The sequence below is a fragment of the Streptomyces sp. NPDC088817 genome, assembly GCF_044750345.1.
GTDB lineage: Bacteria > Actinomycetota > Actinomycetes > Streptomycetales > Streptomycetaceae > Streptomyces.
In genome coordinates this window covers 483,365-503,625 of record NZ_JBIVJN010000001.1, presented here as the reverse complement: position 1 = coordinate 503,625, position 20,261 = coordinate 483,365, and the positions used below count along the sequence as shown (strand labels likewise).

17 protein-coding genes are annotated in these 20,261 nt (G+C 70.3%); 8 read left to right on the top strand and 9 right to left on the bottom strand.

Going from position 1 to position 20,261, the window contains the following annotated elements:
• Positions 1–131: 131 nt before the first annotated feature.
• A complete protein-coding gene (locus tag ACIP4X_RS02300) occupies positions 132–764 on the bottom strand; it encodes a DUF305 domain-containing protein (protein ID WP_401346260.1) in 633 nt (210 codons plus the stop codon).
• Entirely contained in the window at positions 761–1,459 is a 699-nt protein-coding gene (locus ACIP4X_RS02295) for a DUF3105 domain-containing protein (protein ID WP_401346257.1), read from the bottom strand. The genes ACIP4X_RS02300 and ACIP4X_RS02295 overlap by 4 nt, the downstream gene beginning before the upstream one ends.
• A 176-nt stretch (positions 1,460–1,635) precedes the next feature.
• On the opposite strand from ACIP4X_RS02295, the gene ACIP4X_RS02290 reads away from it, so the two are divergent.
• On the top strand, positions 1,636–2,079 hold the full coding sequence (locus tag ACIP4X_RS02290) for an Rrf2 family transcriptional regulator (RefSeq protein WP_358729625.1): 444 nt from the start codon (positions 1,636–1,638) through the stop codon (positions 2,077–2,079).
• Between the two features lie 107 nt (positions 2,080–2,186).
• On the opposite strand, the gene ACIP4X_RS02285 is transcribed toward ACIP4X_RS02290, so the two are convergent.
• Positions 2,187–3,377 carry a globin domain-containing protein gene (locus ACIP4X_RS02285; RefSeq protein WP_358729626.1) on the bottom strand — a complete coding sequence of 397 codons (1,191 nt, stop codon included), beginning with the start codon at positions 3,375–3,377 and terminating at the stop codon, positions 2,187–2,189.
• Between the two features lie 328 nt (positions 3,378–3,705).
• Here ACIP4X_RS02285 and glnA point away from each other — a divergent pair, with 328 nt between their 5' ends.
• Positions 3,706–5,067, top strand: coding sequence for a type I glutamate--ammonia ligase (gene glnA / locus ACIP4X_RS02280; RefSeq protein WP_100567106.1), 1,362 nt, complete (start codon positions 3,706–3,708; stop codon positions 5,065–5,067).
• A gap of 96 nt (positions 5,068–5,163) precedes the next feature.
• Here the strand turns inward: glnA and ACIP4X_RS02275 are convergent, their stop codons facing one another.
• Positions 5,164–5,610 (bottom strand): PIN domain-containing protein, encoded by a 447-nt coding sequence (locus ACIP4X_RS02275; RefSeq protein WP_358729627.1) that lies wholly within the window; start codon positions 5,608–5,610, stop codon positions 5,164–5,166.
• A 322-nt stretch (positions 5,611–5,932) separates the two neighbouring features.
• Positions 5,933–6,859, bottom strand: a complete 927-nt coding sequence (locus tag ACIP4X_RS02270; protein WP_358729628.1) for an SPFH domain-containing protein — start codon at positions 6,857–6,859, stop codon at positions 5,933–5,935.
• A 251-nt stretch (positions 6,860–7,110) separates the two neighbouring features.
• Between ACIP4X_RS02270 and ACIP4X_RS02265 the strand changes: the two genes are divergently transcribed.
• The gene (locus ACIP4X_RS02265) at positions 7,111–7,809 is read left to right on the top strand and encodes a VWA domain-containing protein (protein WP_358729629.1); all 699 of its coding nucleotides are present in this window, start codon (positions 7,111–7,113) and stop codon (positions 7,807–7,809) included.
• Positions 7,810–8,282: 473 nt separating this feature from the next.
• On the opposite strand, the gene ACIP4X_RS02260 is transcribed toward ACIP4X_RS02265, so the two are convergent.
• A complete protein-coding gene (locus tag ACIP4X_RS02260; RefSeq protein WP_358729630.1) occupies positions 8,283–8,492 on the bottom strand; it encodes a DUF397 domain-containing protein in 210 nt (69 codons plus the stop codon).
• Positions 8,489–9,364 carry a helix-turn-helix transcriptional regulator gene (locus ACIP4X_RS02255; protein WP_358729631.1) on the bottom strand — a complete coding sequence of 292 codons (876 nt, stop codon included), beginning with the start codon at positions 9,362–9,364 and terminating at the stop codon, positions 8,489–8,491. Before ACIP4X_RS02255 ends, ACIP4X_RS02260 begins: the two co-directional genes overlap by 4 nt.
• Before the next feature lie 200 nt (positions 9,365–9,564).
• On the opposite strand from ACIP4X_RS02255, the gene ACIP4X_RS02250 reads away from it, so the two are divergent.
• Entirely contained in the window at positions 9,565–12,561 is a 2,997-nt protein-coding gene (locus ACIP4X_RS02250) for a bifunctional [glutamine synthetase] adenylyltransferase/[glutamine synthetase]-adenylyl-L-tyrosine phosphorylase (RefSeq protein ID WP_401346248.1), read from the top strand.
• Positions 12,562–12,642: 81 nt separating this feature from the next.
• On the opposite strand, the gene ACIP4X_RS02245 is transcribed toward ACIP4X_RS02250, so the two are convergent.
• Together ACIP4X_RS02245 and ACIP4X_RS02240 are read right to left on the bottom strand one after the other, a co-directional pair.
• Entirely contained in the window at positions 12,643–13,485 is an 843-nt protein-coding gene (locus tag ACIP4X_RS02245) for a phosphatase PAP2 family protein (protein ID WP_358729633.1), read from the bottom strand.
• Between the two features lie 75 nt (positions 13,486–13,560).
• Positions 13,561–14,595 (bottom strand): LacI family DNA-binding transcriptional regulator, encoded by a 1,035-nt coding sequence (locus ACIP4X_RS02240; protein WP_358729634.1) that lies wholly within the window; start codon positions 14,593–14,595, stop codon positions 13,561–13,563.
• Between the two features lie 444 nt (positions 14,596–15,039).
• Between ACIP4X_RS02240 and ACIP4X_RS02235 the strand changes: the two genes are divergently transcribed.
• From ACIP4X_RS02235 to ACIP4X_RS02220, 4 genes are all read left to right on the top strand, one after another.
• Positions 15,040–16,311, top strand: coding sequence for an extracellular solute-binding protein (locus tag ACIP4X_RS02235; RefSeq protein WP_358729635.1), 1,272 nt, complete (start codon positions 15,040–15,042; stop codon positions 16,309–16,311).
• Between the two features lie 114 nt (positions 16,312–16,425).
• On the top strand, positions 16,426–17,430 hold the full coding sequence (locus ACIP4X_RS02230) for a sugar ABC transporter permease (RefSeq protein WP_358729636.1): 1,005 nt from the start codon (positions 16,426–16,428) through the stop codon (positions 17,428–17,430).
• Between the two features lie 19 nt (positions 17,431–17,449).
• Positions 17,450–18,355 carry an ABC transporter permease subunit gene (locus tag ACIP4X_RS02225; RefSeq protein WP_358729637.1) on the top strand — a complete coding sequence of 302 codons (906 nt, stop codon included), beginning with the start codon at positions 17,450–17,452 and terminating at the stop codon, positions 18,353–18,355.
• Between the two features lie 211 nt (positions 18,356–18,566).
• A complete protein-coding gene (locus ACIP4X_RS02220) occupies positions 18,567–20,255 on the top strand; it encodes a glycoside hydrolase family 13 protein (RefSeq protein WP_358729638.1) in 1,689 nt (562 codons plus the stop codon).
• Positions 20,256–20,261 lie beyond the last annotated feature (6 nt).

Here is a 20,261-nt window from a genome sequence, read left to right as displayed (position 1 = left end):
CAGGGGGAATTGCGGCCTTCGTCCCCAGGTCGTCCCCAGGTCGTGCGCGGGGAGACGTGTGGCGAAAGGGGCGACCGGGTCCCGAACGGGGCGTCCGGGTCACGAACGGGCGCCCGAGTCGGGCATCCGGATCACGAACGGGGCGCCGCGCCACGCTCCTTGAGCATGTCGGCCATCAGCCGCAGCTCCGACCGCTGCGACGCGACCATGCCCCGCGCGAGCCGCTTCTCCACGCCGACCGTGCAGCGGGCGGCACAGCCCTCGGCCATGTGGACCCCGCCCTTGTGGTGGTCGGTCATGAGCTGGAGGTAGAACACCTCGGCCTGCCTGCCGTCGAGTTCGCCCAGCTCGCGCATCTCGGTGTTCGTCGCCATGCCGGGCATCAGCGCGCCGTCCTCGCCCGCGGGCATGCCGCCCATGCCCATCCACGCCATCGGCGGCTTCGCCGACACCTTCGGAAGCTCCCACAGGTCGAGCCAACCCAGCAGCATTCCCCGCTGGTTGGCCTGCGTCTGCGCGATGTCGTAGGCCAGGCGGCGCACTTCGGTGTCCGTGGTGCGGTCGCGCACGACGAACGACATCTCGACCGCCTGCTGATGGTGCACCGCCATGTCCCGGGCGAAGCCGGCGTCCGCCGACTCGGCGGCGGGCACCGTCGCGGCGGAGCGCGCCCCGCCGCTGTCCTCGGCGACCGCGTAGGTGATCGCCCCCGTCGCCACCAGGGCCGCCGCCGCGGCTCCGGCGATCAGCCCGATGTGCCTCACCGGTCGAGACCGCCCGTGCAGGTGGCACCCGGCTCCGGCGTCTGCGGACCCTGGACGAACTCGGCGAGGAACTTGTCCACGTGCGGGTCGTTCGCGCCCGTCACCGTGCGCTGGTGCGCCCAGGCGGACAGCATGAGGGGGTCCTTCTGGTCCTCGACCGGACTCATCAGCGTGTACGGGGTCTTCCTCACCTTCGCCGCGAGCGCGGCCACGTCCGCCTTGGACGCCTTGCTGTTGTACGTCACCCAAACGGCGCCGTGCTCCAGCGCGTGCACGGCGGCCTCGTTCTTCACCGGTTCGGAGTACACGTCGCCGTTGCAGTTCTGCCAGACCGGGTTGTGGTCGCCGCCGACCGGGGGCTCCATCGGATAGGTCACCGGGGCGGTGGTGTGGTTGCGGTCCAGCGTGCCCTTCCACGTCCGCACGCCGTCCGCACGGGTGACGAAGCTCCCCTCGCCGCCGCCCTTCTCACCGCTCTTCGCCCCGCCCTTCCCGTCACTCGCCGCGGCCGGCGCGGCGTCCGAGGACCCCGGGTCCAGCAGCACCACGCCGCCGGTGACCAGCCCGGCCACGACGACCACGCCCGCGGCCACCGTGAGCCACCGGTTGCGCCGCTCACGGCCGCGCTGCGCCCGGCGCATCTCCTCCATACGGGCCTTGTGCTGTTCGGTACCGGTCCGGGGCGCGGCATCCATGCGGAGTCCTTCGTGGGGGAGGGCGGGCGGATGTGGCGGTCGGGCAGGGCAGGCGGGCGCGGCGTGCGGGAGCTGTGCGTGCCCGAGGGGCCAGCTGATCGTAGTGGGACGGAGGCGTCCGCCGGGAGACCGCCGATAAGTTGAACGGCGGATGCGCATTACCTACCCTGGCCCCCATGCGGCTGCTGCGCTCCACCGACATGGCGCTGCGTGTCCTGATGAGGCTCGCGGTCGCCGGCGAGTCGAGTCCCACGACCCGGGAGGTCGCGGGCGACATGGGCGTGCCGTACACGCACACCGCGAAGGTGGTCGCCGAGCTCCAGCACCGTGGTCTGCTCGCGGCCCGCCGCGGCCGCGGCGGCGGACTGACGCTCACCGAAGCGGGCCGCGACGCCTCGGTCGGCGCCCTCGTGCGCTCCCTGGAGGGCGAGGGCGACGTGGCCGACTGCGAGGGCAGCATTCCCTGCCCGCTGAGCTCCGACTGCCGCCTGCGCGGAGCCCTGCGCCGGGCCCAGGAGGCGTTCTACGCCGCCCTCGACCCCCTCACGGTCGCCGACATGGTCGCGTCCCCGACGGGACCGCTGCTGCTGGGCCTGCCCACCATGCGACAGGCGACCTGAGCGGGGCCGGTCCGGGGGCCCGGAGGCTCCGTGTACGAGCACACGAAAGGCCGGCCGGGGCGGTGTGAACCGCCTCGGCCGGCCTTCCGGTCACGTGGGCCGGTCGCTCAGGCGGCCGGCTGGGCCAGCCACAGGTCGGGGCCGAAGACCTCGTAGTGGATGTCGGCCGGGGACACACCCTTGCCGAGCAGCTGCTCGCGCACGGCCCGCATGAAGGGCAGCGGGCCGCACAGGTACGCGCGCGTGCCGGCCGTGACGTCGACGTCGCCGAGGTCGACCAGGCCGGGCCGCCCGGCCCCTTCGGCGTCCTGCTCGTAGAAGAAGACCGGCCGCGCGTCCGGCAGCTTGGACGCGTACGCCTGGTGGTCGGAGCGGAGCGCGTGCGCGGTGGGCGAGCGGTCGGCGTGGACCACGGTCACCGGGGCACGGTGGCCGGTGAGGGCGAGCTGCTCCAGCATGGCGATCATCGGGGTGACGCCGATGCCCGCGGAGGCGAGCAGCAGTGGTGCCTCGGTGTCCTCCAGGACGAGGTCGCCGTACGGCGCGGAGAGCTGGAGGACGTCACCCACGCGCACGTGTGCGTGCAGATGGTTCGAGACCTCGCCGTCGGGCGTCGTGGCGTCGCCGGCCACCCGCTTGACCGCGAACTGCCGCACCGGCGAACCGGGGGCCGCGGTCAGGCTGTACTGGCGGATCTGGCGGGCGCCGTCCGGGAGCTCGACGCCGACCGAGACGTACTGGCCCGCCCGGTAGCCGGGCACCGGGGCGTCGTCGACCGGGCGCAGCCTGAAGGTGGCCACGTCCGCGGTCTCCTCGGTGCGCTCGACGACCTCCCACTCGCGCCAGCCCCGCTGCTCGCTCTGCTCGTACAGGCGCTTCTCGATGGCGATGAGGGCGTTGGCCATCAGCCAGTAGACCTCGGTCCAGGCGTCGGCGACCTCCGGGGTCACCGCGTCGCCGAGCACCTCGGCGATGGCCGCGAAGAGGTGCTCGTGGACGATCGGGTACTGCTCCGGGGTCACCCCGAGCGAGGCGTGCTTGTGGGCGATGCGCTGGAGCATCAGGTCGGGGCGCTGGTCGGGGTTCTCCACGAGGTGGGTGGCGAAGCCGGCGATGGAGCCGGCCAGGGCCTGCCGCTGGGTGCCGGCGGCCTGGTTGCCGCGGTTGAAGAGGTCACGCAGCAGCTCGGGGTGGGTGTCGAACAGTCTGGCGTAGAAGCGCTCGGTGATCCGGCCGATCGCCGCGCCGACGGCGGGGAGGGTGGCGCGGACGGTGGCTGCTGACTGCTCGCACAGCATGGGGACTCCTCGATGACTCGATCGGACGGGCTCGATCGCTCGACTGATCGAACGCTATTGAAACTTGCATTTGAGATGCAACTTTAAGGGGGGTGGTTTCGGTCACGTGGGTGACGGATCGGCCATTACGGATGACGGTGCGAGCGGGCAAGATGGGCGGCAGAGCGGTACGCCTGCCGTACGCGGGGCGATCGCCTCACGTGGCGGCCGGGCGACAGGGCTCCGCAACACGTGCGAAACGCGGCCGTGGTGGGATGCTCAGGTGCCCGACGGTCTCCCGTGACAGCGCACACAGGCGGCCTGACCAGCAAGGATGGGGAAGCGGAAGATGGACAAGCAGCAGGAGTTCGTGCTCCGGACGTTGGAGGAGCGCGACATCCGGTTCGTACGCCTGTGGTTCACGGACGTGCTCGGCTTCCTCAAGTCCGTGGCCGTCGCGCCGGCCGAGCTGGAACAGGCCTTCGACGAGGGCATCGGCTTCGACGGCTCCGCCATCGAGGGCTTCGCCCGCGTCTACGAGTCCGACATGATCGCCAAGCCGGACCCGTCCACCTTCCAGATCCTGCCCTGGCGTGCCGAGGCCCCCGGCACGGCCCGCATGTTCTGCGACATCCTCATGCCGGACGGCTCGCCCTCCTTCGCCGACCCGCGCTACGTCCTCAAGCGCGCCCTGGCCCGCACCTCCGACCTCGGGTTCACCTTCTACACCCACCCCGAGATCGAGTTCTTCCTGCTGAAGAACCGCCCGCTGGACGGCTCCCGGCCCACGCCCGCGGACAACTCCGGCTACTTCGACCACACTCCGCAGGCCATCGGCATGGACTTCCGCCGCCAGGCGATCACCATGCTGGAGTCGATGGGCATCTCGGTGGAGTTCTCCCACCACGAGGGCGCCCCCGGCCAGCAGGAGATCGACCTGCGCTACGCCGACGCCCTGTCCACCGCGGACAACATCATGACGTTCCGCCTGGTCATGAAGCAGGTGGCACTCGAGCAGGGCCTCCAGGCCACGTTCATGCCCAAGCCCTTCTCGGAGTTCCCGGGCTCCGGCATGCACTCGCACCTGTCCCTGTTCGAAGGCGACCGGAACGCGTTCTACGAGTCCGGCGCGGAGTACCAGCTCTCCAAGGTGGGCCGCTCCTTCATCGCGGGCCTCCTGCGCCACGCCGCCGAGATCTCCGCGGTCACCAACCAGTGGGTGAACTCCTACAAGCGCATCTGGGGCGGCTCCGAGCGCACCGCGGGCGCCGGCGGCGAGGCCCCCTCGTACATCTGCTGGGGTCACAACAACCGCTCGGCCCTGGTCCGCGTCCCGATGTACAAGCCCGGCAAGACCGGCTCCGCGCGCGTGGAGGTCCGCTCCATCGACTCCGGCGCGAATCCCTACCTGGCCTACGCCGTCCTCCTGGCCGCCGGCCTGAAGGGCATCGAGGAGGGCTACGAGCTCCCGCCGGGCGCCGAGGACGACGTCTGGGCCCTGTCCAACGCCGAACGCCGCGCGATGGGCATCGAACCGCTCCCCCAGAACCTCGGCGAGGCCCTGACCCTGATGGAGAACAGCGACCTGGTCGCCGACACCCTCGGCGAACACGTCTTCGACTTCTTCCTCCGCAACAAGCGCGCGGAATGGCACGAGTACCGCTCGGAGGTCACGGCGTTCGAGCTGAAGAAGCACTTGCCGGTGCTGTAGCGCTCGGCTGGACGGGCGACGGTTGTTCAGCGTGATGCCTCTGCCCCCGTACTCCTACGGGGGCAGGAGACGCCGGGCCCGGGCGTTGGTGGGGGGCTACAGCTCTTCGGGCAGCAGCCGGAACGCCTTGTGTCCGGTCAGCGGGCGGATCATGCGGAAGTGCAGGTCCGAGGTGAACATCGCTTCGGTGCGGTAGGCCGCGGCCAGTGCGACGTTCATCGCATCCGTCAGCCCGATGCCCTTCCCTCCATCGCCGTCCTTGTAGCCCTCCGCGACGGCGACTGCGGCACTCAGATGATCGCTCACAGGCGGCACTGCGAACCGGCGGGTGGCCACATTGCGTTCCACGAACCGCGCAGCCACGACGGCCTTCCCCGCTCCGGCTCTGGTGGCGATGAGGTAGTCCAGCTCAGCCAGGACCATGGGAGAGATGACGAGGTGACTGATGGAGGTCAGGGCCTTCCTGTGCACTGCGTGTCCGGTCAGCTTCGGGTCCAGCAGCCGGTACAGCGCGTTGGTGTCGGCGATGGCGATGAGACTCAAGAGCCCATCCCCCTCAGGGCGTCCTCGATTTCGTCGTTGTCGAGGTCGGGCAGCCCGAGGTCGGGGAGGTCGAGTTCGCCCATCGGATCCGTGGGATACGGGGGGGACGTCATCCGCGGTTATCGGCACGACGCGTGCGACGGCGACGCCGTTCAGGCCGCCGGCGGTGGCGAGCACGACGGCGGTCGCGGCCGCGGCGGTCGTGCGTTCTGCCGTAGGGCCGATTTTTGCGTTTTGCGGGGCAGCCCGAACGCAGAACCGCCGCAGTGCCCTGTAGGACACTGCGGCGGCACTCACGGCACGGAACAACCGCCTTCGGTGACTACGCCTTATCAACCTGAGTCAGGCCCTGGAGGCGACGCAGCGAGCTCTGCATACCCTCGACACTCCCGTCGAGGAAGATCACGTTGCCGTCGCCCTCCTTCGCGGACTCGCGAATCGTCTCCGTCCACATCGTGAAGGCCAGCAGACCAGGGTCGACCCCGTGATCCGTCAGGGTCTGCGCGGACTCCGACAGGCCCTTCGCCAGCTCCATACGGAACTGCGCCAGACCCTCACCGCGCAGTCGTGCGGCCTCCGCCTCGTTCTGCGCCGCGATCCGGATCGCGGCACCGTTCGCCTCCGCCTCCTTCGTCCGCGTGATCAGCAGCGCCTGACCCTCGAACTCAGCGGCCGACTGCGCGTTCTTCGCCGCCACCACACGAGACATCGACGCCATGACCTCCGCGTCGAAGGTGATGTCGTTCACCGTCAGGTCGACCAGGGTGTAGCCCCACGAAGCGAGCTGCTCATCCAGGGTCGACTTCGCGTGCGAGACGATTTCCGACCTCAGGCCCAGAACCTCGGCCTGCTTCTTCGTCGAAACGAACTCCCGCACACTCGCCTCGACGGCGCTGGTCATCGCCATGTGGAACGAATTGTCGTTGATGAACTTGAAGGCCACGAGCTGCACGGTCTCCGGGGAATGGTCGGACACCGTGAAGATGATCGTCGACGTGAAGTGGACCGCGGCCTGGTCGCCCGTGATGGCGGAGAACTGCAGACGGGAGGTCTGGTTCTGAACAGGCACCTTGCGATGGATGCGTTCGAAAATCGGGATGATGAGGTTCAGGCCGGGGTTCAGGACCCGGCGGTACTTCCCGAACAGGGTGACGACTGCGACATGCGCCTGGTCGACAGTGCGTATGGAACTGAAGAGCAGTACGAGCACTATGACGCCAACGGCACCCAGCGCGACAAGAAGAGACACAAGAAGACCTTTGAATCGGGCGAAACTGACGAAGTGCGCGGTGCACGCCGTACGAAGGGCGGCAGTAGAGCGCATACCTGAGCAGCGACGGAGACCTCGGAAGACAGGCCGCCCTGCCGCTTTCCGGGAACACGACCCCCAGCGGCCTGCACCAACACTGCCTTCTCGTACCCGGAAGGGGCCGGTGCTGTCCAGCCGAGCTCCTAGGCTGTCGTCGCCCGCCTCACCCTCGCCGCGTCAAGGACCCTCTGATGCCGATGAACTTCGACAAGCTCCCCGCCGGCCTGGTCGACCTCACCAGGACCGCGGCGATATCCCTGGAGAAGAACAACCTGGCGGGGCAGCGGGCGGCCGTCTACCTGGTCCTCGACCGGTCCCGCAGTATGAGCCGCTACTACCGCGACGGCAGCGTGCAGCACCTCGCGGAGCAGGCATTGGGGCTGTCCGCCAATCTCGACGACGACGGCATCGTCCCCACGATCTTCTTCGACAGCGACGCCCACCCCGTCGTCGACATCAGCGTCGACGACTATCAGGGCAGCATCGACCGCCACCACAAGGCGCTTGGCCGCATGGGCTCCACCAACTACGCCTGGGCCATGGACGAAGTCATCGATCACTACCTCGACTCCGGCAGCACCGACCCCGCCTTCGTCATCTTCCAGACCGATGGCGGGCCCGACTCACGGCGGGCAGCCGAACAGATGCTGTGCAAGGCGGCCCGGCTACCCCTTTTCTGGCAGTTCATCGGCTTCGGCCCCGACCGGTTCGACTTCCTCCGCAAGCTCGACCATCTTGAAGTGCCCACCAAGCGGGTGATCGACAACGCCGGCTTCTTCCCCGCGGGCGACGCCCCGAAGCGGATGTCGGACACGGAGCTGTACGACCGGCTGATGGGCGAGTTCCCGGACTGGCTCGCCAAGGCACGCGCGGCCGAGATCCTGCACTGACCACGCCGGCAAGCCCTCTTGCACGCCCGGTAAACCTTTGCGGTCACAGCGCTACCCTCTTGTGCCAATCTGTTTGTCATGCAGACCTGCCTGCATGACAGGCATGTCGGCGTCTCCAGCAGACACCCCCCAAGCGCTCCTGGCCACCGCCCGTGAACTCACCCGCCGGGTACGCGAAGCTCACCGTGCCACCTGGTTCCCGCTCCTCCTGCTCGGCCTCGTGAACCTCGCCGCGGTGCCCTTCTACCGCTACAGCCCCCACCCCACGGCCTGCAGGTCAGAGCTGCCGGTAGGAGACTCCGGCATCACGTTCTGCACCCAGTACGCCGCCTACGCCTTCGCCTACTGGCCGCTCGCCCTCGTGCTGGCCTATGCGGCGATCTGCGGCTTCTACGTGCTCAGGTCCCGCCGACGCGGCATCGGTACCCGCGTCCGGTCCTACGCCGTCGCCAGCCCGCGCATCCCGGCGGGGGTCAGCTCCCGCCCGCGAAAGTCACGAAGTCCGTCCAGGCGGCCGGTGCGAGGGCGAGGCGGGGGCCTCGGGGGTTCTTGGAGTCCCGGACGTGGACGGTGGCGGGGGTCGTGGCGACTTCGATGCAGTCGTTGCCGTCCCCGCTGCTGCTGTAGCTGCTCTTGAACCAGGCCAGTTCCGAGGCATGCCGGGTTCGGGGGGTGCGGATCATGACTCTCCAAGCATTCGCTCGATGAAGGCCCGCGACTCCCGGGGGGTAAGGGCCTGGGCCCGGATCATGCCATAGCGCAGTTCGAGGATCCTCAGCTGCTTGGGATCGGTCACCGGCCGCCCGCTGAACGCCCCGTCGGAGCGCCCAACAGCGCTGCCGTCGGGGAACTTCAGCACCTCGATCAGCCCGCCCGTCCCGAAGTGGTCCTGACTGTCGGTCAACAGCACCTGGATCGACACGTTGCGCAACTCGCCCAATTCCAGAAGGCGTTCGAGTTGCCCGCGCCACACCATTCTGCCCCCGACCGGGCGGCGGAGCGTCACCTCTTCCTGGACGAAACTGAGGGTCGGTGCCGGTGACCTCTCGAAGATCGCGCGCCGCGCCAGACGTGCGGCTGCCATGCGCTCGGTCTCCTCCTCCGAGTAGGCCGGGAGCCATACGTCGAACAGAGCACGCATGTGGTCCTCGGTCTGCAGGAGGCCGTGGACGTTGTGGTTGCTGTACAGCCCGATCTCGACCGCCTGGGACTCCAGCTTGGCCAGGTCCCTGACCTTCTTCGGGTACCGGACGCGCTTCACGTCCTCCTTCATCGCCGAGAGCAGCCCGCCCGCGCCCAGCACCTCGTCCGCCTTGTCGAGGTACTCGGGCCGGGGGATCCGCTTCCCGCCCTCGATCTTGTAGACGAGATCCTCGCCGTACCCGACCGCCGTCGCGAACTCGCCGGCCCGCATCCCCGCCGCCTCCCGCCGCAGCCTCAGCTGCCGCCCCACGGTGGCGACGACCGCGATGCCCCAGTCGTCGTCCGGGTCCACCTCCCACCCCGGCTCGTCCGCCTCGCTCCTGAGCCGTACCGCCTCACCGTCCACCGACATCCGGACCCCTCCGTCGTACGCGTCGTATCGCGATCTGCCTGACGGTAGACACGGCGGCCACTCTGAGTAGTTTGAATGGGGCGGTCGACACACCTACGAGTGAGCGCCGACGCACCGTGGCGGGGATCGCCGTCAGGGCCCCCGCCCCCGAGTCCGGATAGGCTCTGGCCAGGACGGGCTGGATCCGACGGGAGGCCGGGATGACGGCGCCGGGGCGCAGGAGCAGTACCTTCACGCGGCTGCTGCGGCACGGCTTCATCCATGCCACGGACGCCGAGCGGCTGCTGGACGGCCCGGACCTCGCGCCGCTCAGGGACGACCCGGTGCTGCTGGAGGCGCTGGGCGCCACCGCCGACCCCGACCTCGCGCTGGCGGGCCTGGTGCGGCTGCTGGAGGCGCAGCCGGAGTCCGTGGACCGCCGCGAGCTGCTCGACACCCTGATAGCGGCGAAGCCGCTGCGCGACCGGCTGCTCGGCGTGCTCGGCGCCTCCGCCGCCCTCGGCGACCACCTCGCCCGGCACGCCGGTGACTGGCGGGCGCTGGTCACCTACGAGCCGCGCGACCTGCACCCGGGGGTCGAGGAGTTCGAGCAGGGGCTCGCCGAGGCCGCCGACCCGGTCGCGCTGCGTGTCGCCTACCGGCGCTGCCTGCTCTCGATCGCCGCCCGCGACGTGTGCGGCACCACCGATGTCGCCGAGACCGCCGCCGAGCTCGCCGACCTCGCCACCGCCACCCTGCGCGCCGCGCTCCGGATCGCGCGGGCCGCCGCGCCCGAGGACGACGCGCTGTGCCGGCTCGCGGTGATCGCGATGGGCAAGTGCGGCGGCCACGAACTCAACTACGTCTCCGACGTCGACGTGATCTTCGTCGGTGAGGCCGTGAACGGCGCCGACGAGGTCAAGGCCCTGCGCGCCGCGACCGCGCTCGCCTCGCACATGATGCGGATCTGCTCCGAGACGACCGTGGAGGGCTCGATCTGGCCGGTCGACGCCAACCTGCGGCCCGAGGGCCGTAACGGACCGCTGGTGCGCAGCCTCAGCAGCCATCTCGCCTACTACCAGCGGTGGGCCAAGACCTGGGAGTTCCAGGCGCTGCTCAAGGCCCGCCCGGTGGCCGGCGACCCGGAACTGGGCGGCCAGTACATCGCCGCGCTCGCCCCGATGGTCTGGCAGGCCGCCGAACGCGAGAACTTCGTCGCCGACGTGCAGAAGATGCGCCGCCGCGTGGTCGAGACCATCCCCGTGGCCGAGGTCGAGCGCGAGCTGAAGCTCGGTCCCGGCGGCCTAAGGGACGTCGAATTCGCCGTGCAGCTCCTTCAGTTGGTGCACGGGCGGACCGACCCGTCACTGCGCAGCGGATCCACCCTGGACGCGTTGCAGGCGCTGGCCGCGGGCGGGTACGTCGGCCGCGTGGACGCCGTGCAGCTCGACGACGCCTACCGGTTCCTGCGCTCCCTGGAGCACCGCATCCAGCTCTTCCGGCTGCGGCGCACCCACCTCGTCCCCGAGGACGAGGCCGATCTGCGCAGGCTCGGACGGTCGCTCGGGCTGCGCAGCGACCCGATCACCGAGCTGACCCGCGAGTGGAAACGGCACACCAGCGTCGTACGCCGGCTGCACGAGAAGCTGTTCTACCGGCCGTTGCTCGACGCCGTCGCCCAACTCGCGCCCGGTGAGGCCCGGTTGAGGCCGGACGCGGCGCGGGAGCGGCTGGTCGCGCTCGGGTACGCCGACCCGGCCGCCGCGCTGCGGCACCTGGAGGCGCTGGCGTCCGGCGTCACCAGGAAGGCGGCCATCCAGCGGACCCTGCTGCCCGTGCTGCTGGGATGGTTCGCGGACTCCGCCGACCCGGACGCCGGGCTGCTGAACTTCCGCAAGGTGTCGGACGCGCTCGGCAAGACCCCCTGGTACCTGCGGCTGCTGCGGGACGAGGGGGCCGCCGCCGAGAACCTCGCCCGGGTCCTGTCGGCCGGGCGGCTCGCGCCCGACCTGCTGATGCGCGCACCCGAGGCCGTGGCCCTGCTGGGCGACGGCGACGCGGGCGGACTCGGACCGCGCGGGCGCGTCCAGCTGGAGCAGGAGGTCCTCGCCGCCGTCCGCCGCGCCGAGACCGCCGAGCAGGGCGTCACGGCGGCGCGCGGGGTGCGGCGGCGGGAGCTGTTCCGTACGGCCGCCGCCGACATCGTCGGCTCCTACGGCACCGAGACCCGGCCCGCCGAGGCCGACCAGGGCGCGCTCGTGGACCGGGTGGGCGGCGCGGTGTCCGATCTGACGGCGGCGACGCTGGCCGGGACCCTGCGGGCGGTCGTGCGCAAGGGCTGGGGGGACACCCTGCCGACCCGGTTCGCGATCATCGGCATGGGACGCTTCGGCGGGCACGAGCTGGGCTACGGCTCGGACGCGGACGTGCTGTTCGTGCACGAGCCGTGGGAGGGCGCCGACGAGCGGGAGGCCGCCGAGGCCGCGGCCAAGGTGGTCGCCGAGCTGCGCCGGCTGCTCCAGGTCCCGAGCGCGGATCCGCCGCTGCTGGTCGACGCGGATCTGCGGCCCGAGGGGAAGTCCGGGCCGCTGGTGCGCACGCTCAAGTCGTACGAGGCGTACTACCGGCGGTGGTCGCTGGTGTGGGAGTCGCAGGCGCTGCTGCGGGCCGAACCGGTGGCCGGGGACGAGGACCTGGGGCGGCGGTTCGTCGAGCTGATCGATCCGCTGCGGTATCCGCGCGGCGGGCTGCGCGAGGACGCGGTGCGGGAGATCCGGCGGCTGAAGGCCCGGATGGAGTCAGAGCGGCTGCCGCGCGGCGCCGACCCCAAGCTGCACACCAAACTGGGTCCGGGCGGCCTCTCCGACGTGGAGTGGACCGTGCAACTGCTCCAGATGCGGCACGCGGCCGGGGAGGCGTCGCTGCGGACCACGCGCACGCGTGAGGCGCTGGCGGCGGCGCGGGAGGCGGGACTGGTGTCCCAGGAGGACGCCTCGACGCTCGACGAGGCGTGGGTGCTCGCCACCCGGGTGCGCAACGCCGTCATGCTGGTGCGGGGGCGGGCCGGGGACACGTTCCCCACCGAGCCCCGGGAGCTGGCCGCGGTGGGGCGGTACCTGGGCTACGGACCGGGACACGCGGGCGACATGCTCGACGCGTACCGGCGGACGGCCCGCCGGGCCCGCTCGGTCATGGAGGAGCTGTTCTACGGCGCCTGAAGCGGCAGCTCGGTGAGACGGCCGTTCGGTGAGCCGGCCGTTCGGTGAAACGGCCGTTCAGCGGAACAGCCGCCCCGCCCCCTACGCCCCCGTCGGCCGCAGCGCCGGCGTCAGCCGTGGCAGCGCGTGCGGCAGCGCCCCGTACCAGACGCGGGCCGCCGTGAAGCCGAAGGAGAGGCACAGGACGCCGCCCACCGCGTCGAGCCAGAAGTGGTTGGCGGTGGCGACGATGACGACCAGGGTGGCCACGGGGTAGAGCAGCCCGAGGACGCGCAGCCACGGAACCGCGCTCAGGGCGAAGACGGTCAGCCCGCACCACAGGGACCAGCCGATGTGCATGGAGGGCATCGCGGCGTACTGGTTGGACATGTTCTTCAGGTCGCCCGAGGCCATGGAACCCCAGGTGTGGTGCACCTGGACCGTGTCGACGAAGCGGCCGTCGGTCATCAGGCGCGGCGGTGCCAGCGGGTACAGGTAGTAGCCGAGCAGGGCCACGCCCGTCGTCACGAACAGGGTGAGCCGGGCCGCCGCGTAACGGCCGGGGTGCGTGCGGTACAGCCACACCAGGACGCCGATGGTGACCACGAAGTGCAGCGTCGCGTAGTAGTAGTTCATGCCGATGATCAGCCAAGTAACCGAGTTCACGGCGTGGTTGACCGAGTGTTCGACGGCGATGCCGAGCCGGTGCTCGGCGCTCCAGACCCAGTCCGCGTTGCGCAGCGCCTGGGCCTTCTGCTCCGGGACCGCGTTGCGGATCAGCGAGTACGTCCAGTAACTCACCGCGATCAGCAGGATCTCGAACCACAGCCGCGGGTGGCGGGGTGTGCGCAGCCGCTCCAGGGCGGTGGGGCGCCGCTCGTCCGTGACGAGGTGTGGAACGGACTTTTCCCGGCCTTCCCGGCGTGTCACGGTCGAGTCACCCATAGGCACAGAGTGTGCCAGAAAAGCGTTCGTCCGCCGGTCATCCCCCGGTCGGGTTCCGTTCGCATGTTCTCCGTCTCAGGGGCGACTCCGGTCCCCGGGGGCCGAGGCGGTAGAACCGCGCACCACCAGCTCCGGCATGAAGACGAACTCGCTGTGCGGCGCGGGCGTCCCGCCGATCTCCTCCAGCAGCGTGCGCACCGCGGCCTGGCCCATCGCCGGCACCGGCTTGCGTATGGTCGTCAGGGGCGGGTCGGTGAAGGCGATCAGCGGGGAGTCGTCGAAGCCCACCACGGAGACGTCCCGGGGGACCTCGAGACCGCGCTGCCGGGCCGCCCGGATCGCGCCGAGCGCCATCATGTCGCTGGCGCAGACGATCGCCGTGCAGTCCCGTTCGACGAGCGCGGTGGCCGCGGCCTGGCCGCCCTCCAGGGTGTAGAGGGAGTGCTGGATCAGCTCCGACTCGACGACGTCCGCGGCCAGGCCGAGCTGGTCCCGCATGGCGCGGACGAAGCCCTCGATCTTGCGCTGCACCGGGACGAAGCGCTTCGGGCCGAGGGCCAGGCCGATGCGGGTGTGCCCCAGGGAGGCGAGGTGGGTGACCGCCAGGGTCATCGCGGCCCGGTCGTCCGGGGAGATGAACGGCGCCTGCACCTTGGGGGAGAAGCCGTCCACGAGGACGTAGGGCACGCCCTGGGCGCGCAGGCGCTCGTAGCGCTCCATGTCGGCCGTGGTGTCCGCGTGCAGACCGGAGACGTAGATGATCCCGGCGACCCCGCGGTCCACCAGCATCTCGGTCAGCTCGTCCTCCGTGGACCCGCCGGGGGTCTGGGTGGCGAGCACCGGGGTGTATCCCTGCCGGGTCAGCGCCTGGCCGATGACCTGCGCCAGCGCCGGGAAGATCGGGTTCTCCAGCTCCGGGGTGATCAGTCCCACCAGGCCCTCGCTGCGCTGCCGCAGCCGCACCGGGCGTTCGTAGCCGAGGACGTCGAGGGCGGCCAGCACGGACTGGCGGGTGGTGGCGGCGACGCCCGGCTTCCCGTTCAGGACGCGGCTGACGGTCGCTTCGCTCACCCCCGCCTGGGCTGCGATGTCGGCAAGCCGTGTGGTCACGTGACCGGACTGTACCGGTCGTCCCCCGCCCTGCCCACCGATGGGGCGCCTCGTGCGAGCCGTTGAACGGCCCGCTGCGGGCTGCTGCGTCATCGCGATCCCTCGTGTTCGGTCGGCGTCCGGTCGACGTCCGGGTCTCGGCGTCCGGTCCGCAACGGGATGATTCCTCCCTCGCCACTGTCTGGCAAGGGCTTGCAGAGTCTTGCACAAGTGTCCGACGGGCCGCCTGTCCGCGTGAAATCAGGACCGTGGGGCCCGCAAGGGTGGGTCACGAAGTGGTAACTGACGCGGTGTCTTGCACTTTTTTTCTGCAAGGTCTTTCGCCAGGCTTGCAACGCTGTTACGTTTCCCGTCGCCCGGCGGCGGCAATGGCGCGGTCGGAATCGGCAGGGCGGCGGACGGGGCCGTTACCTGTTCACGGGCTTAACCCTCAAGGAGAACTCAATGCGGCGTGGCATAGCGGCCACCGCGCTGGTGGCGTCCCTCGCCCTCACGGCGACGGCGTGCGGCGGGAGCGACAACGGCGACAAGTCGGACGGTCCGGTGACCATCACCTGGTGGGACACCTCCAACGCCACCAACGAGGCGCCGACGTACGAGGCCCTGGTCAAGCAGTTCGAAGCGGCCAACAAGGGCATCAAGGTCAAGTACGTCGACGTCCAGTTCGACCAGGCGCAGAACAAGTTCGACACGGCCGCCGGCTCCAAGGGCGCCCCGGACGTGCTGCGCTCCGAGGTCGGCTGGACCCCGGCCTTCGCCAAGAAGGGCTACTTCGTGCCGCTGGACGGCACCGAGGCCCTCGCCGACCAGGACAAGTTCCAGCCCAGCCTGATCAAGCAGGCCCAGTACGAGGGCAAGACCTACGGCGTCCCGCTGGTCACCGACACCCTGGCCCTGGTCTACAACAAGGCCCTCTTCAAGAAGGCCGGCATCACCGAGGCCCCCAAGACCTGGGACGAGCTGAAGTCCGCCGCCGCCAAGATCAAGGACAAGACCGGCGTCGACGGCTACTGGGGCTCCACCCAGGCCTACTACGCCCAGAACTTCGTCTACGGCGAGGGCACCGACACCGTCGACGCCGACGCCAAGAAGATCACCATGAACTCGGCGCCGGCCAAGAAGGGCTACGGCACCTGGCTCAGCCTGTTCGACGGCAAGGGCCTGCACAAGGCGGACACCACCGCCGAGGCCTACCAGCACATCCAGGACGCGTTCGTCAACGGCAAGGTCGCCGCGATCATCCAGGGCCCCTGGGAGATCACGAACTTCTACAAGGGCTCCGCGTTCACGGACAAGTCCAACCTGGGCATCGCCACCGTCCCGGCCGGCTCCTCCGGCAAGGCGGGCGCCCCGACCGGCGGCCACAACCTCTCCGTCTACGCCGGCTCGGACAAGGCCCACCAGGACGCGGCCCTGAAGTTCGTGAACTGGATGACCTCGGCGAAGACCCAGGAGGCCATCGCCCTGAAGAACGCCACGCTGCCCACCCGCGACGACGCCTACACCGCCGAGGTCAAGGCCGACCCCGGGATCGCCGGCTACCAGGGCGTCCTGGCCGCCGCCCAGCCGCGCCCGGCGCTGCCGGAGTACAGCTCCCTGTGGGGCCCGCTCGACACCGAGCTGGCCAAGATCGCCGCCGGCAAGGAGTCCCTGGACAAGGGCCTGGACAACGCCGAACTCGCGATCTCCAAGCTGGTCCCCGACTTCGCCAAGTGAGCCCGCGTGGCCGACGGAGTGCTCCCGCCGACGTGAACGTGAAGGGGGGAGCACTCCGGCGGCCACCGGCCTGCGCCCGGCCCCATTCCCTGATCTTGTAAAAGGTGTCGAACCATGACAGTCGCCATCGACCGAGCGACCGGCAGGCGCCGCGGTGACCGCGCGCCTCGGCCCGGGCTGGGGCAGCGCCTGAGGAACGGATTCCAGAAGTACTGGTACGCCTACGCGATGATCGCGCCGGTGCTGCTCGTGCTCGGCGGCATCGTGGGCTACCCCCTGATCCGCGGCTTCTACCTCACCCTCACCGACGCCAACAGCCTGAACTCGGCGCGCACCATCGGCGTCAACCACATCGAGGCCACCTACAAGTTCATCGGGCTGGACAACTACCAGGACATCCTGTTCGGCCCGACCGCGTACGACCGGTTCTGGTCGCACTTCCTGTGGACCGTCTTCTGGACGGCCGCCTGCGTGTTCCTGCACTACAGCATCGGCCTCGGCCTCGCGCTCATGCTCAACCAGAAGCTGCGCGGCCGCACCTTCTACCGGATGCTGCTGGTCCTGCCCTGGGCCGTGCCCGCCTTCGTCACGGTCTTCTCCTGGCGGATCATGCTCTCCGACTCCGGTGTGCTCAACCAGGTGCTCGGCAGTCTGCACCTGCCCCAGCCGCACTGGCTCGAGGACACCTTCTGGCAGCGGTTCGCCGCGATCATGGTCAACACCTGGTGCGGTGTGCCGTTCATGATGCTCTCGCTGCTCGGCGGCCTCCAGTCCATCGACTCCACGCTCTACGAGGCCGCGGAGATGGACGGCGCGAACGCCTGGCAGCGGTTCCGGTACGTCACCCTGCCGGGGCTGCGCTCGGTCAGCTCCACCGTGGTGCTGCTCGGCGTGATCTGGACGTTCAACCAGTTCGCCATCATCTTCCTGCTGTTCGGCCCCACCAGCGCGCCCGACGCCCAGATCCTCGTCACCTGGGCCTACTACCTGGGCTTCGGACAGCAGCCGCGCGACTTCGCCCAGTCCGCCGCGTACGGCGTACTGCTGCTGTCGATCCTCACCGTCTTCACCTCCTTCTACTTCCGCTGGCTGAAGCGCAATGACCAGCTCGCCGTCTGACGCCGCAGGAGCCGCCACCATGAGCACCACGACCCTCGCAAAGACCCCGGCAGGCCCGGCCCCCGCCGAGGCGCCTCCGGGCCGGACCCGCCGGCGGGGCGAGCGCGGCAGGCTCGGCGGCGTCCTGCTGCACGGCGGCCTCGCCGTGGCGAGCCTCATCGCGCTGGCCCCGGTGGCCTGGCTGTTCTTCCTGTCCCTCGGCCCGGACAAGGACGACTACCTGCACCCGGGCAAGATCCTCGGCAAGCTCACCTTCTCCAACTACAGCTTCGTGCTGCAGCACACGGCCTTCTTCGACTGGTTCAAGTCGACGATGATCGTGGCCTTCGGCACCACCCTGATCGGTGTCTTCGTCGCCGCCACCACCGGCTACGCGGTCTCTCGGATGCGGTTCCCCGGCTACAAGCAGCTGATGTGGGTGCTGCTGCTCACCCAGGCCTTCCCGATCGCCATCCTGATCGTGCCGATGTACGAGATCTTCAGCCAACTCGGTCTCATCGACACGTACTGGTCCCTGATCGTCATCAACTGCACCACGGCCGTGCCCTACAGCGCCTGGCTGCTCAAGGGCTACTTCGACACCATCCCGTTCGAGATCGACGAGGCCGGGCGCGTGGACGGGCTCAGCCCCTTCGGCACCTTCGCGCGGCTGATCCTGCCGCTGGCCCGCCCGGGACTGGCCGTCGCGGCCTTCTACAACTTCATCACCGCCGTCGGCGAGGTCGCCTTCGCGACCACCTTCATGCTGGACGACTCCAAGTACACCTTCGCGGTCGGCCTGCAGAGCTTCGTGAGCGAGCACGACGCCCAGTGGAACTACATGGCCGCCACCGCGGTGTTGATCGCCGTTCCGGTGTCGGTCTTCTTCTACCTTGTCCAGAAAAACCTCGTCACCGGCCTCACCGCGGGCGGCACCAAGGGCTGACCCCACCCCCGGTCAACGGCTCCCGCGCGTCAGCACGCGCGGGTGGCGGCCGCGGTGTCTCCCCGGCTCTTCGAGCAGGGGAACCACCTGACCCCGCCGGCACCGCGGCCGCCTCGTCACCCCGACGCCGTCCCCCCGCACCCATGACAAGCAAGCGCCCCGGCTCTCGCCCTCGCCCGAGCAGGGGCACACCCGACGCACCAAGGACGCCATGAGCAAGCAGCACTTCCCGGCCGAATCCCCCCTCTCCGAAGCGGCTGCCACCACCGTCGCCCCGCGCCGCGACTGGTGGCGGGACGCGGTGATCTACCAGGTCTATCCGCGCAGCTTCGCCGACAGCGACGGCGACGGCATGGGCGACCTGGAGGGCGTACGCTCCCGCCTGCCGTACCTGCGCGACCTCGGTGTGGACGCCGTCTGGCTCAGCCCGTTCTACGCCTCCCCGCAGGCCGACGCCGGCTACGACGTCGCCGACTACCGTGCCGTCGACCCCATGTTCGGCAACCTGCTGGACGCCGACGCGCTGATCCGCGACGCCCATGCGCTGGGTCTGCGGATCATCGTCGACATCGTGCCCAACCACTCCTCCGACCAGCACGAGTGGTTCAAGCGCGCGCTCGCGGAGGGCCCCGGCTCCCCGTCGCGGGACCGCTACCACTTCCGTCCCGGCAAGGGCGCGGACGGCGAACTCCCGCCCAACGACTGGGAGTCCATCTTCGGCGGGCCCGCCTGGACCAGGGTCACCGAGCCGGACGGCACCCCGGGCGAGTGGTACCTGCACCTGTTCGCGCCCGAGCAGCCCGACTTCAACTGGGACCACCCGGCCGTCGGCGACGAGTTCCGCTCCATCCTGCGGTTCTGGCTCGACATGGGCGTCGACGGCTTCCGCATCGACGTGGCCCACGGCCTGGTCAAGGCCGAGGGCCTGCCCGACCTCGGCGGCCACGACCAGCTGAAGCTGCTGGGCAACGATGTCATGCCGTTCTTCGACCAGGACGGCGTGCACGCGATCTACCGCCAGTGGCGGCACATCCTCGACGAGTACTCGGGCGACCGCATCTTCGTCGCGGAGGCGTGGACCCCGACCGTCGAGCGGACCGCGAACTACGTGCGCCCCGACGAACTGCACCAGGCGTTCAACTTCCAGTACCTGGGCACCGAGTGGGACGCCGACGAGCTGCGCGAGGTCATCGACCGCACCCTGGAGGCGATGCGCCCGGTGGGTGCCCCGGCCACCTGGGTGCTGTCCAACCACGACGTCACCCGGCACGCGACCCGGTTCGCCAACCCGCCCGGTCTCGGCACCCAGATCCGCAGCGCGGGCGACCGCGAGCTCGGCCTGCGCCGGGCGCGCGCGGCGACACTGCTGATGCTGGCGCTGCCCGGTTCGGCCTACGTCTACCAGGGCGAGGAACTGGGCCTGCCGGACGTCGTGGACCTGCCGGACGAGGTGCGTCAGGACCCGGCGTACTTCCGGGGCGAGGGCCAGGACGGGTTCCGGGACGGCTGCCGCGTGCCGATCCCGTGGAGCCGTGAGGGCTCCTCCTACGGCTTCGGCAGCGGGGGCAGCTGGCTTCCGCAGCCCGCGCAGTGGGGCCGGCTGAGCGTGGAGGCCCAGCAGGGCGTGCCGGGCTCCACCCTGGAGCTGTACCGCGAGGCCCTTGCCGCCCGCCGCGCCCACCCCGGCCTCGGCGCCGGCGACGCGGTGGAGTGGCTGCGCGCGCCCGAGGGCGTTCTCGCCTTCCGGCGCGGCGAGTTCGTCTGCGTGGCGAACACGACCGGCGAGTCGGTGACCACCCCGGCGTACGGCCGGGTGCTGCTCACGAGCGGTGAGGTCACGGAGGCCGACGGCGAGGCGAAGGTTCCCTCCGACACGACGGTGTGGTGGACCACGGCCTGAGCCGGC

Coding starts and splice junctions, on each gene's coding strand:
- ACIP4X_RS02295 (WP_401346257.1), bottom strand. CDS start 1,459: ATGGATGCCGCGCCCCGGACCGGTACCGAACAGCACAAGGCCCGTATG.
- ACIP4X_RS02290 (WP_358729625.1), top strand. CDS start 1,636: ATGCGGCTGCTGCGCTCCACCGACATGGCGCTGCGTGTCCTGATGAGG.
- ACIP4X_RS02285 (WP_358729626.1), bottom strand. CDS start 3,377: ATGCTGTGCGAGCAGTCAGCAGCCACCGTCCGCGCCACCCTCCCCGCC.
- glnA (WP_100567106.1), top strand. CDS start 3,706: ATGGACAAGCAGCAGGAGTTCGTGCTCCGGACGTTGGAGGAGCGCGAC.
- ACIP4X_RS02265 (WP_358729629.1), top strand. CDS start 7,111: ATGCCGATGAACTTCGACAAGCTCCCCGCCGGCCTGGTCGACCTCACC.
- ACIP4X_RS02260 (WP_358729630.1), bottom strand. CDS start 8,492: ATGATCCGCACCCCCCGAACCCGGCATGCCTCGGAACTGGCCTGGTTC.
- ACIP4X_RS02255 (WP_358729631.1), bottom strand. CDS start 9,364: ATGTCGGTGGACGGTGAGGCGGTACGGCTCAGGAGCGAGGCGGACGAG.
- ACIP4X_RS02250 (WP_401346248.1), top strand. CDS start 9,565: ATGACGGCGCCGGGGCGCAGGAGCAGTACCTTCACGCGGCTGCTGCGG.
- ACIP4X_RS02245 (WP_358729633.1), bottom strand. CDS start 13,485: ATGGGTGACTCGACCGTGACACGCCGGGAAGGCCGGGAAAAGTCCGTT.
- ACIP4X_RS02235 (WP_358729635.1), top strand. CDS start 15,040: ATGCGGCGTGGCATAGCGGCCACCGCGCTGGTGGCGTCCCTCGCCCTC.
- ACIP4X_RS02230 (WP_358729636.1), top strand. CDS start 16,426: ATGACAGTCGCCATCGACCGAGCGACCGGCAGGCGCCGCGGTGACCGC.
- ACIP4X_RS02225 (WP_358729637.1), top strand. CDS start 17,450: ATGAGCACCACGACCCTCGCAAAGACCCCGGCAGGCCCGGCCCCCGCC.
- ACIP4X_RS02220 (WP_358729638.1), top strand. CDS start 18,567: ATGAGCAAGCAGCACTTCCCGGCCGAATCCCCCCTCTCCGAAGCGGCT.